The 14796-nt window shown below is 61.5% G+C and carries 12 protein-coding genes and 1 pseudogene; 8 read left to right on the top strand and 5 right to left on the bottom strand.

The genetic code is table 11. The features are described 5' to 3' along the window. The first annotated feature begins 72 nt into the window (after positions 1–72). Positions 73–1050, top strand: coding sequence for a DMT family transporter (locus tag AACY44_RS16725; RefSeq protein ID WP_339415986.1), 978 nt, complete (start codon positions 73–75; stop codon positions 1048–1050). Here AACY44_RS16725 and AACY44_RS16720 read toward each other — a convergent pair. Together AACY44_RS16720 and AACY44_RS16715 are read right to left on the bottom strand one after the other, a co-directional pair. Then, positions 1037–2440 (bottom strand): MFS transporter, encoded by a 1404-nt coding sequence (locus AACY44_RS16720; protein WP_339415984.1) that lies wholly within the window; start codon positions 2438–2440, stop codon positions 1037–1039. The two genes, AACY44_RS16725 and AACY44_RS16720, sit on opposite strands and share 14 nt — an antisense overlap. 143 nt (positions 2441–2583) lie before the next feature. Continuing rightward, on the bottom strand, positions 2584–3114 hold the full coding sequence (locus tag AACY44_RS16715) for a GNAT family N-acetyltransferase (RefSeq protein WP_339427570.1): 531 nt from the start codon (positions 3112–3114) through the stop codon (positions 2584–2586). A gap of 153 nt (positions 3115–3267) precedes the next feature. Here AACY44_RS16715 and proP point away from each other — a divergent pair, with 153 nt between their 5' ends. The 3 genes and pseudogenes from proP to AACY44_RS16700 all read left to right on the top strand — a co-directional run bounded on the left by proP (position 3268) and on the right by AACY44_RS16700 (position 7807). Next, positions 3268–4770 carry a glycine betaine/L-proline transporter ProP gene (proP, locus tag AACY44_RS16710; RefSeq protein ID WP_339415981.1) on the top strand — a complete coding sequence of 501 codons (1503 nt, stop codon included), beginning with the start codon at positions 3268–3270 and terminating at the stop codon, positions 4768–4770. Positions 4771–4918: 148 nt separating this feature from the next. Beyond that, a pseudogene (locus AACY44_RS16705) lies at positions 4919–5167 on the top strand (MFS transporter); the annotation flags it as partial. Positions 5168–5200: 33 nt separating this feature from the next. Then, on the top strand, positions 5201–7807 hold the full coding sequence (locus tag AACY44_RS16700; protein WP_339530685.1) for a bifunctional diguanylate cyclase/phosphodiesterase: 2607 nt from the start codon (positions 5201–5203) through the stop codon (positions 7805–7807). Positions 7808–7816: 9 nt separating this feature from the next. Here AACY44_RS16700 and AACY44_RS16695 read toward each other — a convergent pair whose 3' ends face one another. Beyond that, positions 7817–8638 (bottom strand): AraC family transcriptional regulator, encoded by an 822-nt coding sequence (locus tag AACY44_RS16695; protein WP_339415979.1) that lies wholly within the window; start codon positions 8636–8638, stop codon positions 7817–7819. 97 nt (positions 8639–8735) lie between these two features. Here AACY44_RS16695 and AACY44_RS16690 point away from each other — a divergent pair, with 97 nt between their 5' ends. Further along, on the top strand, positions 8736–9947 hold the full coding sequence (locus AACY44_RS16690) for an MFS transporter (protein ID WP_339415978.1): 1212 nt from the start codon (positions 8736–8738) through the stop codon (positions 9945–9947). A 120-nt stretch (positions 9948–10067) separates the two neighbouring features. Further along, positions 10068–11198, top strand: coding sequence for a sensor histidine kinase (locus AACY44_RS16685; protein WP_339530683.1), 1131 nt, complete (start codon positions 10068–10070; stop codon positions 11196–11198). Between the two features lie 168 nt (positions 11199–11366). Here AACY44_RS16685 and AACY44_RS16680 read toward each other — a convergent pair whose 3' ends face one another. Continuing rightward, positions 11367–11672: a DUF2834 domain-containing protein gene (locus AACY44_RS16680; RefSeq protein ID WP_339415976.1), complete on the bottom strand. Its 306-nt coding sequence runs from the start codon at positions 11670–11672 to the stop codon at positions 11367–11369. An 83-nt stretch (positions 11673–11755) separates the two neighbouring features. On the opposite strand from AACY44_RS16680, the gene AACY44_RS16675 reads away from it, so the two are divergent. Then, positions 11756–12544 carry a helix-turn-helix domain-containing protein gene (locus AACY44_RS16675; protein ID WP_339530681.1) on the top strand — a complete coding sequence of 263 codons (789 nt, stop codon included), beginning with the start codon at positions 11756–11758 and terminating at the stop codon, positions 12542–12544. Positions 12545–12598: 54 nt separating this feature from the next. Continuing rightward, positions 12599–14308, top strand: coding sequence for an amidase (locus AACY44_RS16670; protein ID WP_339415972.1), 1710 nt, complete (start codon positions 12599–12601; stop codon positions 14306–14308). A gap of 258 nt (positions 14309–14566) precedes the next feature. Here the strand turns inward: AACY44_RS16670 and AACY44_RS16665 are convergent, their stop codons facing one another. After that, positions 14567–14785, bottom strand: a complete 219-nt coding sequence (locus tag AACY44_RS16665) for a DUF6434 domain-containing protein (RefSeq protein WP_339415970.1) — start codon at positions 14783–14785, stop codon at positions 14567–14569. Positions 14786–14796: the final 11 nt, after the last annotated feature.

Genomic DNA, 14796 nt, shown 5'->3' with positions numbered 1-14796 from the left:
GCCGAGAACTCGTTTGTAGCACGGCCGCGCGGCTGGGCACCATGCGTATCCATTACCTGATGGATGACCCGGATGAATTCTGCACCCGCTTCACTACTGCTCGGACTGTTCCTAGCGGTGATGGCAACCCTCGGCTGGGCGCTGAACTTCATCACCCCCTACGTGACCGGCGACTACAGCCTCTACGACCTGATGCTCGTGCGATTCCTGTTCGTCGGCGGGCTGGGCGGCGGTTGGATACTCCTGAGTCGCGCCCATTTGCACCTGATCACGCCTGGCCAGCGGTTACTCGCCGCAGGGTTGGGCGCGTTGGGGTGCCTGGGTTATGGCGTGTGTATCGCCGCCGGCGTGCACTTTGCCGGACCGGTGCTCACGCCGGCGGTGATCGGGACGGTGCCGGTGCTGCTCGCGTTGCTGGGCAATGCGCGGCACAAGACGGTCGAATGGCACCGACTGATCACGCCCTTGTCGTGCCTGATGACAGGGCTGGCATTGGCGAACGTCGGCAGCCTTCATCAACCGTCGTTGAGTGCAGATTCGTGGCTGGCGGGGTTGTTTTGTTCACTGGGTGCCGTGGCGTTATGGCTACTGTTCAGCGTGCTCAACCAACAGCACCTAGTGCAGTTGCCGGCTCAGGCGACCGGGCTATGGACCGCGCTGATGCTGGCGGGCGCCGGCATCGCCGCGCTGTGCCTGTGGCCGATCATGCAGGCACTGGGGTTGCTGAGGCTGCCAGTCCTCGGCGCTGGGTTTGAACAGGCCGCGCCGTTGTATGCCTGGGGCGTGGTCATCGCCGTGATGTCCACCGTGGTCGGCGCGTGGGCCTGGAACGCCGCAACGCGTCGCTTACCCATGGTCCTGAGCGCCCAGTTGATTGCCCTTGAATCACTGTTCGCCACCCTGCTCGGCCTGGGCTTCGCAGGCCGGGGCCCGACGCTCATGGAAGCAGCAGGCCTGGCGGCGGTGCTGATCGGCGTGGTGATGGCGGTGCGCATCATCCTGATAGCCAGGCCCGACACCGCCTCGTCCATGCCAATTACAGGTCAGTGATTTCCTTGTGACGCGGCACCAGCGCCTTCATCACGCTCCAGGCCACCAGGTAGGCCAGTGCGCAAATGGCGAACATGATCATGTAGCCGGTGTGGATGTCGTTGATGGACTTGTAGTAGTCGAACACCCAGCCGCCGATCTTGGTCATCACCACGCCGCCCAGGCCGCCGGCCATGCCGCCAATGCCGACCACCGAGGCTACGGTCTTCTGCGGGAACATGTCGGACACGGTGGTGAAGATGTTGCACGACCACGCCTGGTGCGCCGACGCGCCCACGCCGATCAGTAATACCGGGATCCAGAAGCTGATGTGACCCAACGGCTGCGCCAGCAGCACCACCAGCGGGAACAGCGCAATCACCAGCATCGCTTTCATGCGACCGTCATACGGCGCATCGCCGCGCGCCATGAAGTAGCTGGGGAACCAGCCGCCGCCAATACTGCCCACCATGGTCATGCTGTACAGCACCGCCAGCGGCAGCACGATGTCGGGGCCCTTCATGCCGTATTGCGCCGACAAGTAGGTGGGCAGCCAGAACAGGAAGAACCACCACACGCCGTCAGTCATGAACTTGCCGAAAGCAAAGGCCCAGGTCTGGCGGTAAGTGAGCAACTTGAACCACGAGACTTTTTTCGCCACTGCGCCAGCGGGTTCAGGCGTGAAGGGCTGCACGGTCTGGTCGCTGCGGATGTAGGCCAGCTCTTCGGGAGACAGACGCTTTTGCTCGTCCGGCTTCTTATAGAGTGCGACCCACACCGCCACCCACACGAACCCCAACCCACCGATCACAATAAATGCCGCTTCCCAGCCCCATAAACCGGCAATCAACGGCACGCAGATAGGCGCCAGGATGGCACCGACGTTGGCCCCGGAGTTGAAGAGGCCGGTGGCGAGCGAGCGTTCTTTCTTGGGGAAGTATTCGGCAGTCGCCTTGATCGCAATTGGGAAGTTGCCCGCCTCGCCAATCGCCAACACTGCACGGGACAGCATGAACCCTGCAATCGACACAGGAATCACCGCCAATCCAATCGCGCCGCTGATCGCCGCGATGCCCTCGCCCATCGGCACCGAGAACGCGTGCATGATGGCGCCCGTGGACCAGATACCAATCGCCAATACGTAGGCTGCCTTGGTGCCGATCTTGTCGACAAAGCGCCCGGCGAACAGCATGGAGATCGCGTAGACAAACTGGAAAACTGCAGCAATGTTGGCGTAGTCGGTGTTGCTCCAGCCAAATTGCGTCGACAGCTGCGGCGCCAGCAGGCTGAGCACCTGGCGGTCGAGGTAATTGACGGTGGTCGCGAAGAACAGCATCGCGCAGATGGTCCAGCGATAGTTGCCTACCGCTTGGCCAACGCGGTGGGCGTGGATGGGCTCGTTCAAGTTCATGGCATCACTTTTTATTTTTGTTAGGCAGGACATATGTAACGTCATATGTCATCGTACAACTTCGGCTTTTATATCGGGACGCCCACACGGTGTCAATCTGAAATATTGCCGTTTATCACGGTATTGCGCGGCTATGTGATAGGTCAGGCAAAACCAGTTGTAGGATGACAAATACGAAACACCAGGCTCGGCGACTTGCCCGGCACATCGTCAAGCGCGCCGAAAGGCTGCATGCCGATCTTTTCCAGCACGCGGATCGACGCTGCGTGATCCGGTCGTACCAGGCCAAATACTTCGGGCACGCCCAGGGTGTCAAATGCCAGCGCCAGCGCATCGCGGCCAAGTTCGGTCGCGTAGCCCTGCCCCCAGGCTTGCACTGCAAACCTATAACCCAGGTTGACGCGCTGCTCGGTCAAGTAGTTGAGTGGCGCTATCCCACCGAAGCCGATGATGTGTTCCGGCGCCTCATTTCGCGCAATCGCCCACCAGCCATAACCCTCAGCGGCCCACTGCCCTAGCCAGCGATCCAGCAGGCGTTGCGCCTCGTCGAGGGTGGCAATGGGGCCGGCAGGATTAAACAGGTTGGTCTGCGGGTCGCCGAAGATCGCGAACAATCGCTGCACGTCTGCAGGCTGTGGTTGACGGTAGATCAGGCGGGAGAAAGTCGTTGGCATAGAGATCGCTCCGTTGTGAACCGAAGAAGTTCAATGCACCTGCAAAAAAAAGCAAATAACGCTGAATTATTTCGTGTCCGCTTGTATCTGAACTGACAGAGCGGCGCCATCGCTGCGATGGCACCTCCCCTGTTCTGCTTTAGAGTGCCCCGCATGAAATTACGTAAGAAAAGCGTCAAACCGATCGGATTGAAAGACATCACCATTGTCGACGACACCAAGGTGCGCAAGGCAATCACCGCCGCCGCACTGGGTAACGCCATGGAATGGTTCGACTTTGGCGTCTACGGATTTGTCGCCTATGTGCTCGGCAAGGTGTTCTTCCCCGACGCCTCGCCCAGCGTACAAATGATCGCTGCACTCGGCACCTTCTCCGTGCCGTTCCTGATCCGCCCCCTGGGTGGCCTGTTCTTTGGTGCGCTGGGCGATAAGTACGGGCGGCAAAAAGTACTCGCCGCGACCATCGTGATCATGTCCCTGAGCACCTTTGCCATTGGCCTCATCCCCGGTTATGCCTCGATTGGCATCTGGGCGCCGATTCTGCTGTTGCTGTGCAAAATGGCCCAGGGTTTCTCGGTGGGCGGTGAATACACCGGCGCGTCGATCTTCGTCGCCGAGTACGCCCCGGACCGCAAGCGCGGCTTCCTGGGGAGTTGGCTGGACTTTGGTTCCATCGCCGGTTTCGTCCTGGGCGCAGGCGTGGTCGTACTGATTTCCAGCGTCTTGGGCGAAGCGGACTTCGAAGCATGGGGTTGGCGCCTGCCGTTCTTCCTCGCCTTGCCCCTGGGCATCATCGGCCTGTATCTGCGCCATGCGCTGGAAGAAACCCCAGCATTCCAACAGCACATGGACACACTCGAGCAAGGCGACCGCGAAGGCCTGACCCACGGCCCCAAAGTCTCGTTCAAGGAAGTCGCAACCAAGCACTGGGGCAGCCTGCTGACCTGCATCGGTATCGTCGCGGCGACCAACGTGACGTACTACATGCTGCTCACCTACATGCCGAGCTACCTGTCGCATAACCTGCACTACAAAGAAAACAGCGGCGTGCTGATCATCATCGCGATCATGGTCGGCATGCTGTTCGTGCAGCCGTTCATTGGCTTTATCAGCGACAAGGTCGGCCGCAAGCCCTTCATCATCGCTGGCAGCATCGGTTTGCTGTTCCTGTCCATCCCGGCGTTTATGCTGATCACCAGCGGCAAGATCGGGCTGATCTTCGCCGGCTTGCTGATCCTGGCCGTGATCCTCAACTTCTTCATCGGCGTGATGGCCTCGACCCTGCCCGCGATGTTCCCCACCCACCTGCGCTACAGCGCCTTGGCCGGCGCGTTCAACGTTTCGGTACTGATCGCCGGCCTCACGCCAACCGCCGTGGCCTGGCTGGTAGAAAGCACCAACGACCTGTTCATGCCCGCCTACTACCTGATGGTGTTTGCCGTGGTCGGCCTGATCACCGGCCTGACCATGAAGGAAACCGCCAACAAGCCACTGCGCGGCGCAGCGCCGGCCGCTTCGGACATGGAAGAAGCCAAGGAGTTGCTGCAGGAACATCACGACAATATCGAGCAAAAAATCGAAGACATCGATGCAGAAATTGCGGCTCTGGAAGCCAAGCGCCAGAACCTGGTGCAGCAGCATCCGCGGATCAATTAAAGCCTGAATGTGCGGGGTGGCCCCGGCCACCCCGCCCTCAAAAGATAGGTAGATGCCAATCCCTCCATCGGAGTGTCACCCAGGGTTGGATTCGCGCGATGCTGTCCGAGCTCCCAACCTGCCGGAAACTCTGAGCCTGTTTGCACGGTCGAGAACCCTGCCCGACGATGCCGAAGCCGGGGGCGGCTTGATGGTTGCGATCATTCAACTGGCGATCGCCTCGGGCGCTATCGTGGGAGGCCTGGTGTTTGGCCTGAGCGGGTATCAGGCGACATTCGAGTTGGGTGCGGCAGTGCTGGGCGCCGCGGCCTTACTGGCTTGGCTGGCAGCACGCGCCAGCGGTAATCACCTGTGGCGGTCTAAATATTTCGCCGGGCTCGCCGATAACAAGGGATAACTCTTGACTTGCAGCGACGCCCTGCGGGAAACAATGCCGAATACTCTCGCCCCTATTGTCCGCTCGCTTTCCGATCGCACCAGCCTTTCGCTGGCACGTACCTCACTGTTCAAGTTCATGGCGTTGCTCGCCGTCGTCTTTGCGGCGGCGGCTTATTCGCTGGTTTACCTTGCCTATGAGATGGACCGCACCGAACAGGCGGAAAGCGCCTTCCATACCCGTAAAGCCTTGCAATCCCAGGAAAAATCCCTGCGGGTGACGGTCAAGGACTACGCCTTCTGGAGCGATGCCTACAAGCACCTGCACGTTAAAGTGGACAGTGATTGGGCGTATGTCCGGGGCAATATCGGCGCCACGCTGTTCGATGATTTCGGTTTCCAAGGCCTGTTTGTGGTCAACGATGCCAACCGCACGGTCTATGCGGTCGTCGATGGCAAGCTGCAAGATGTCGAACTCACGCAATGGCTCGACCAGCCCTTTGCCGGGATTGTGGAGCAGGCTCGTGCAGGCGCCGACAGCGAAACCTCCGTCACAGCCTTCATCAACGTCAAGGGCAGCCCCGCGCTGGTGGCCGCAGCCGCCATCACCCCCGGCACAGACCCCACGGTGAAGCCCGATGGCCGGCCCGCTTCGGTCCTGATCTTCGTCGACATCCTCAACAGTGCCAAGCTGGCCGTGATCGGCAATGAATTCGGCGTGGCCAAGCTGCACATCGCCACCCCTGATGAAATCGGCCAGACGTTGCTGCTCCCCCTCGGCGACAACGGTGCTGCCGGCAGCCTGCATTGGGAGCCGGCCCGACCCGGTTTGCGCTTGATGGGCGTCGGCCTGCCCCTGCTTGGCCTGGCAGCGTTATTGGTATGCGTGATGAGCTGGGTCATTTCACGCCGCACCACGGCGGCCGCGCTCGCCCTGGACGCTAGCCATTCGTTGCTGCAGAACAGCCAGAATGCCCTGGCGACCAGCGAAGCACGCTTTCGCGATGTGGTAGAGGCGAGTTCCGATTGGGTGTGGGAAATCGACGCCAGTTGGCGCTTTACCTACCTGTCGGAGCGCTTCGAAGGCGTCACCGGGTTGGCGCGGCATGCGTGGATCGGTGCGACGATGAACGACTTGCTCGAGACCGAGACCGGTCTGCTCTCGCAATGGCTCAGCACCCCCGGACGCCGCCCGGATATCAGTGTGCAGTGCCGCTACGTCGATGCACTGGGGCTGGAACGCAGTACACGGCTGTCAGCGCGGCAGATGCCGTGTGGCGGCTTTCGCGGGACGGCCACCGACGTGACGGAAGAAGTCGAGTCCCGTCGACGCATCGAGTTCTTGTCCCAGCATGACGCCCTCACCGGGCTGCCCAATCGCACGCGGCTGCAAGCGTTCCTGGAGGGCAAGTTCAAGGCGCTGTCGAGTACGGCGCTGTCGGCAGCTGAGTTGTCCACCTCAACGCAGCCGTTGGTAATGCTCAGCCTGGACCTTGATCGGTTCAAACCGGTCAACGACCTGCTCGGGCACGCTGCCGGCGACCGGGTGCTCAACGAAGTGTCCGCCCGCCTGGCCGCCTGCGTGCGCCATGGTGATCTGGTCGCCCGTGTCGGCGGTGATGAATTTGTACTGATCCTGACCGATGCAGGGGCTCAAGACGAAGTCGAAACGCTGTGCAAGCGCTTGATCGAATCGATCGAGCGCACGATCAGAATCGACGAGCAAGAGGTGTTCGTCAGCGCCAGTATTGGCATCGCCCTCGCCCCCAACGATGCCCGCGAAGCCACGGAGCTGCTGCGTTACGCCGATATTGCACTGTACGAGGCAAAGGCTGCGGGCCGTAATACCTGGCGGTTCTACTCCGGCGATATGAACGCGCGGATCATTGAACGCCGACGCCTGGAGAGCGACCTGCGCTTTGCAATCAAACATGCCGAGCTGCGCCTGCACTTCCAACCGCGCTATCGCATCGCCGACGGCCAGATGGTCGGCGCGGAAGCCCTGGTGCGCTGGCAACACCCGTTGCGCGGCCTGATCACGCCGGACACCTTTATTCCGATCGCCGAAGAGTCCGGGCTGATCCTGGCCCTGAGCGACTGGGTACTTGAAACCGCTTGTAAATGCGCCGCCCAGTGGCCCGAGCATCTTTTTGTGTCGGTGAACCTGTCACCCATGGAATTCAGGCGTGGCAACCTGGTAAAGCGCGTACGGCAGGCCCTGAAGACCTCAGGTATCGAACCCGCGCGCGTGGAACTGGAAATCACCGAAAGCGTCATGCTCGAAGATGCCACCGGGGCGCTGGAGGTCATGCGCACGCTCAAGCAATTGGGCATACGCATCGCCATGGATGACTTCGGCACCGGCTACTCATCCCTGAGCTACCTGCGTACGTTCCCGTTCGACGGTTTGAAGATAGACCGCAGCTTCCTGACCCGGCTGGAAGAAAGTGATGATGACAAGGCGATTATCCAGGCCATCGTCGGCCTGGGTCGGGCCCTGGCACTGACCGTAACGGCCGAAGGCGTGGAAACGGCTGAACACCTGGCATTGCTCAAGGCCGTGGCCTGTGAAGAGGGCCAAGGCTATTTCCTCAGTCACCCTCTGGATATCGAAACCTTCACTCGCCTGTTGGGCGTGCACGCCGGCATCGTGCAGGGATAACGCCGGGCGCTACCTGAAAAAATGGCTGGGCGTCTTGCCGAACTGCTTCTTGAACATGCTGGTGAACGCGCTCGGGCTTTCATACCCCAGCTCCAAGGCGATATCGATCACCTTTTCGCCCACCGCAATGCGCTCCAGCGCCAGCAGCAGCCTTGCTTGTTGGCGCCACTGGCCGAACGTCATGCCGGTTTCCTTGCGGAACAGGCGCTGGATGGTTTTCTGGTCAAGGTTCAAGCGCTCGCTCCAGTCCGCGACCGTCGAGGCGTCGCCCGGTTCATCCTGCAACGCCAGGCAGATCCGGTGTACGCGCGGGTCGGCAGGCAGCGGCAGCAACAGCGGCAACGCCGGTAACAACGCCAGCTCGTCCAGAATCAGGTGCATGATGCGCGCATCCCGGGAGTCCTCGGCATACGGTGGTTTCAAGCTCACCGACGCCTTGATCAGCTCACTCAGCAGGGGCGAAATACTCACGGCCTTGGTATCGGTGGGCAAGTTGGGAAAGCTGTCGGGACGGACAAAGACGCTGCGCATCTTCAACGGGCCTACACAACGCAAGGAGTGGACGTGCCCACTGGGCATCCAGAAGCCGCGATTGGGCGGCACCGTCCACTGGTTCTGCGCCGAGTGCACCACCATCACGCCTTCGGTGGCGTATAGCAGTTGATGCTTCTCATGGCTGTGGTCGGGGATCACCCAGTTCTCCGGATAATCGGTGGCCGAACTGATGACAGCCCAATCGCCCTCGTCGATCTCCTGTAGAAAAACGTCCAGTGACTTGATCATTTCGCCCTTTTTGCGATAGTTGCCTCCCGAATTTCGCGAGACAGGCATTTGCGGCGAATCTAGCATAGCTCCCGAATCATTTTGTATTGGATGGCGACCTTAAGAAGTTGCCACCTGTGTTCGCCGCCTTGAATGGAATGCCTGCATGTCGACCCTCACTGCGTCACCCGCCGCTGCAACCACTGCGCCCCAGGCCAGCCCGTTGGTCATGCGCGTCCTTGGCGCCTGCGCCCTGGCGCATTTAATCAATGACCTGATCCAGGCCGTGCTGCCGTCGATCTACCCGATGCTCAAGGCCAACTACGGCCTGTCGTTTACCCAGGTGGGCCTGATCACCCTGACCTTCCAGCTGACCGCCTCGTTGCTGCAGCCGTGGATCGGCTACCACACCGACCGCCACCCTAAACCGTGGCTCCTGCCAGCGGGCATGGTGTGCACCCTGATGGGCATCCTGATGCTGGCGTTTGTCGGCAGCTTCCCGGCCATCCTGATCGCCGCCGGCTTGGTCGGTGTCGGCTCGTCGACCTTCCACCCGGAAACCTCGCGCGTCGCACGCCTGGCCTCTGGCGGGCGCTACGGCCTGGCGCAGTCGACGTTCCAGGTCGGCGGCAACACCGGCAGCGCCCTGGGTCCATTGCTCGCGGCGGCAATCATCATTCCCTACGGCCAGGGCCATATCGCCTGGTTTGGGCTGTTCGCGGTGTTCGCGATCCTGGTGCTCTACGGTTTGAGCCGCTGGTACCGTAACCACCTCAACCTGTTCAAGCTCAAGCAAGGCGGCCAAGCCTCCCATGGCTTGTCCAAAGGCCGTGTGACCTTTGCCTTGGTGGTGCTGGCTGCGCTGGTGTTTTCCAAGTACTTCTACATGACCAGCCTGACCAGCTACTTCACCTTTTACCTGATTGAAAAATTCCAGCTGTCCGTCGCCAGCTCGCAGATGTACTTGTTCCTGTTCCTTGGTGCGGTTGCCGTCGGCACCTTCGCGGGCGGCCCGATTGGCGACAAGATCGGCCGCAAGAAGGTCATCTGGTTCTCCATCCTCGGCGCCGCGCCATTCACCCTGGCGCTGCCCTACGTTGACCTGTACTGGACGGCGGTACTGAGCGTGGTGATCGGTTTTGTGCTCGCCTCGGCGTTCTCGGCCATCGTGGTGTTTGCCCAGGAACTGGTGCCGGGCAATGTGGGCATGATCGCCGGGATATTCTTCGGCCTGATGTTCGGCTTCAGCGGGATTGGTGCAGCGTTGCTGGGGTTGCTGGCCGATAGCCACGGTATCGAATACGTCTACAAAATCTGCTCGTTCCTCCCGTTGGTCGGCATCCTGACGATAGTGTTGCCGTCAACCAAAGGCGTTTGACGTCTACGGCATGCGCAGGCACGAACGCCTGCGCATGCTGAGCAGACCAATCCATGTTTAAATCCTTGTTTGGCGGCTTCCTGTGCGTTCACGCTTGCCGCCCCACCAAGGAACACCCGTATGCGCCTGGCAGATTTCATTATTGAGAACCTCGAGCCGATCCTTCAGGCCTGGGAGGACTTTGCCCGGACCATTCAGACCCCCGGGGCCGATCTCAACCGTATAGACCTGCGTGATCATGCCGAACAGATGCTGCGGGCCATTGCGCAGGATCTGCGCAGCGCACAGACCGCGCAGGAGCAAATCGACAAGGCCCAGGGCCTCGCACCGCAGGACGAACACGAAAGCCCGGCCGAAACCCATGCCATGACGCGCTTGATGGCGGGTTTTTCGTTTGATCAGATGGTGTCTGAATACCGCGCGCTGCGCACCAGCGTGCTCAGCCAGTGGCTCCGGCAGGCCAAACACGGTACGCCACGGGATATCGATGACATGAACCGCTTTCATGAAGCCATCGATCAAGCCCTCACGGAGTCCATTGCCAGTTACTCGCGGGCGGTGGAAGCCTCGCGCAATGTGTTCCTGGGTATCCTCGGCCATGACTTGCGCACGCCCTTGGGCGCCATTCTGCTAGGCGCCGACATGCTCCGGCGTGCGGAAGAGGTCGGGGAGCGCGGCAACAAAGTCGCCGGGCAGATTTACACCAGTGTTCAACGGGCGAGCCAAATTGTCAGCGACCTGCTGGATTTGACCCGTTGCCAGATGGGCCCCGGCATCCCCGTGAAACGCATGGACATTGACCTGGCCCCCTTTTGCGAACGCATCGTCGAAGAAATGCGCTCGTTTCACCCACACGCGCAACTCGAATATGAAACAACAGCGCCCGCACTTGGTGCGTTCGACGGCGCGCGCATGGAGCAGGTGTTCTCCAATATCATCAGTAACGCCGTGCAGCACGGCGATGCTTGCCTGCCGATCACGGTACGACTCGCGGTTTCAGATGGCCGCCTGCTGTTCACCGTTCACAATCAAGGCGAGCCGATTCCGGAGGATGTGCTGCCGTTCATTTTCAATCCCATGGGACGTTTTTCGCAGCGCTCGGTGATTGAACATGGCCCTGCGGAAGGCCTTGGACTGGGGCTTTTCATCGCGTCTGAGATCGTGGCGGCCCATGAGGGTTCGATCGAGGTCACGTCAACATCGCAGTGGGGTACGGAGTTTCGGGTAACGGTGCCGTTGCTTGCGCCTTGATGTAACCGTAGATCAAATGTGGGAGCTGTCGAGCTTTAGCGAGGCTGCGAAGGGATCACCTCGGTGTACCTGATGAACCGCGGCGCCTGCATCGCAGCCTCGCTAAAGCTCGACAGCTCCCACATTCAACCCGCTTCGTGTGGAGGTAAAGGTTTGCCTTAAGAGAGCTCATTCATCTCGGTACCCATTCATCACGAGATAGAGCAACGGCCCCACCGACACAAGCACCGCCGTCAGCACCCAGTACGGCACCACCGAAGCTACCGACCGCCCTCGCCGGCGCGCATCCCGGTACATCCATGCGCACGCCAGCACCGCCATCAAGTACAGGTCTATCACCACCTGCGCCGTGTCCGGCCGCGACATCAGTTGCAGCCCAAATGCCAGCAGCGACTGCTCCGCCGTCAGCATCGTCGCCAGGGTGTACAGCGAAAATCCCAGCAAGCCCGCCAGGGCAATATAGGGTCGTCTCATGGTCGCTTCCTTGGAATGATGAAGGCTTAAGTTAGTGATAAGGTTCAGCCCTTCGCAATGACCTCGGAGGTCATGACCACGCCATGGACACCCCTTCTACTGCGGGCGAACAACTGCGCCAATTGCGCCGACAGGCCAAGCTGAGCCAACTCGACCTGGCGCTCATCACCGGTATTTCCCAGCGCCACCTCAGTTGCCTCGAAACAGGCCGAGCCAAGCCGAGCCCAGCCACCTTGCATAACCTGCTGACGGCGCTGGAGGCACCGTTGGACCAGTGCAACCGAGTCTTCCTCGCGGCCGGATTCGCTCCGCGCTACACCGCCACACCGCTCGCCTCGCCCGCCATGGCCGCGATTCGCGAAGCGGTCAGCCATGTATTGCACGCCAACAACCCAGCGCCTGCGATCCTGTTGGACAGCCAGTGGCAAGTGCTCGCGGCGAATGCCAGTACCGGCGTGCTGTTTGCATTGGTGGGTATCCCGTCCGAGGCGGCTGAAGGTTTGAACCTGCTGACCACGCTCCTCCAAGCCGGCGGCCTCGGCGATCATCTGCTCAATCCCGATGAGATCCGCACCCTGGCCTGGCAGCGTGCCACTCGCGAGGCGCTGGGCAACCCGGACCTGGCGCCGCTGCTGGCGAGCCTGCCAACCCCGACGAACGCTGAACTGCCCGCGCACCTGCCACCGCTGGTGCTGACCCGCCTGCGCTCAACCCAGGGCGAGCTGAGCTTTTTGTCCACCTTCACTACCTTCGGCATGCCCCAGGACATCACCCTCACCTCCCTGCGTATCGAACACCTGATTCCCGCTGACGACGCCACGTGGCAGGTGATGCGCGGCGCCTATGCGGATTATGCGGCGCTGGTCTTGTGAAATATCTGTACGTAGACTGCCGCCATACCCCCACTTGAAGGCGGCGAAAAACACGTGATGCAAGTTACCGAAGTCTCCATTGCCCAATTGCGCGCGGCGCTTGAGTCCGGCCAGACCACGGCCGTTGAACTGGTCCAGGCGTACCTGGCGCGAATCGATGCCTATGACGGTCCGCAGACCGCCACCGCCTTGAACGCCGTGGTGGTGCGCAACCCCCAAGCGCTGAAAGAAGCCGAAGCGTGCGATGCACGCCGGGCCAAAGGCGAAACCTTGGGGCCCTTGGACGGCATTCCTTACACGGCCAAAGACAGCTACCTGGTCAAGGGCCTGACTGCGGCATCCGGCAGCCCGGCATTTGCCAAGCTGGTCGCGCAGCGTGATGCGTTCACCATCGAGCGCCTGCGCGCCGGCGGTGCCATCTGCCTGGGCAAGACCAATATGCCGCCGATGGCCAATGGCGGGATGCAACGTGGCGTGTATGGCCGCGCAGAAAGCCCGTATAACGCCGATTACCTGACCGCGCCGTTCGCCTCCGGCTCGTCCAACGGCGCTGGCACCGCGACGGCGGCGAGTTTTGCGGCCTTTGGCCTGGCAGAAGAAACCTGGTCGAGCGGGCGCGGCCCGGCGTCCAACAATGGCCTGTGCGCCTACACCCCATCGCGCGGGGTGATTTCGGTGCGCGGCAACTGGCCGCTCACGCCGACCATGGACGTGGTGGTGCCCTACGCCCGCACCATGGCCGACCTGCTGGAAGTGCTCGACGTGGTGGTCGCCGAAGACCCGGACACCCGTGGCGACCTGTGGCGCCTGCAGCCGTGGGTGCCGATCCCGAGCGTCACCTCGGTGCGCCCTGCTTCCTACGCTGAATTGGCGGCGCCTGCCGAGTCCCTGGCGGGCAAACGCTTTGGCGTGCCGCGCATGTACATCAACGCCGACCCCGACGCAGGCACCAGCGAAAAACCCGGAATCGGTGGCCCGACCGGGCAGAAAATCAACACCCGCGCCAGCGTGATCGACCTGTGGCAAGACGCACGCCAGGTGCTGACAGCGGCCGGCGCGGAAGTGATTGATGTGGATTTCCCGCTGGTGTCCAACTGCGAAGGCGACCGCCCTGGCGCACCTACCGTGTTCACCCGGGGGCTGGTGTCCAAGGAATTCCTCCACGATGAACTGTGGGAACTGTCAGCCTGGGCGTTTGACGACTTCCTGCGCGCCAACAACGACCCGGCGCTCAACCGCCTGGCGGATGTGGACGGGCCAAAGATCTTCCCCCACGACCCGGGCACCCTGCCCAACCGTGAGGACGACTTGGCCGCCGGCATGGACGAATACGTGCGCATGGCCGAGCGCGGCATCACCCCGTGGGACCAGATCAGCACCGTCCCCGATGGCCTGCGCGGATTGGAGCAAACCCGGAGAATCGACCTGGAAGCCTGGATGGACAAGCTCGGCCTCGACGCGGTGCTGTTCCCCACCGTGGCCGACGTGGGCCCGGCGGATGCCGACGTGAACGAAGCCTCGGCCGATATCGCCTGGAGCAACGGCGTCTGGGTGGCCAACGGCAACCTCGCCATCCGCCACTTGGGCGTGCCGACCGTTACCGTGCCGATGGGCGTAATGGCGGATATCGGCATGCCGATAGGGCTGACATTCGCCGGGCGCGCCTATGATGATTCGGCGCTGCTGCGGTTTGCTTACGCGTATGAAGCGACGGGCAGCAAACGCCAGATTCCGCCGAGCACACCGCCGTTGACGCGAGTGTAAATGACGACGATCCGACCGTAAGGCCTGACGCGCAATGCCCCTTGGACCAGAGGATAAGCGGCGACAAGTCTGGCGCCGCGGTCAGGCTTGCTCCAACCTTGCCCGGCAGCACGATCACATCGCCGACGCGGGGGATCTGACCACTGATGTACAGGTGGTTGCCGTCGCGAACCAACGGCGTGTAGTTGCCGCCGATTTTGAATTCGTCCAGCTGATAGCCAAGGCGTTGCGGGGCGGCCTGGTATTTTTCATCAGGTGTCAGGGGCGTGAACCCTCGGTTCGGCGTTGCCACTCATCCACCACGTCGCCCAGGGTCTTGGGCTGGCCGTTGCGAATCCAGGCCATGAAGGGACGGTCGAACTTGAACCCCGGACCGCAGTGCTCGAGCATGAAGCGGCGTACGTTTTGAGTGTTTTTATAGCGTGAGGTCACGGGGGTGCTGCGAGTGATGGGATCGCTGTGCCAATTGAAGTCCATTTGCTTGACGC

The sequence above is a fragment of the Pseudomonas sp. RA_15y_Pfl1_P11 genome, from assembly GCF_963970975.1.
In the GTDB taxonomy this organism is placed as follows: domain Bacteria; phylum Pseudomonadota; class Gammaproteobacteria; order Pseudomonadales; family Pseudomonadaceae; genus Aquipseudomonas; species Aquipseudomonas tritici.
The sequence above is the reverse complement of the archived record's forward strand: the minus strand, read 5'-3'. Positions and strand labels throughout refer to the sequence as shown.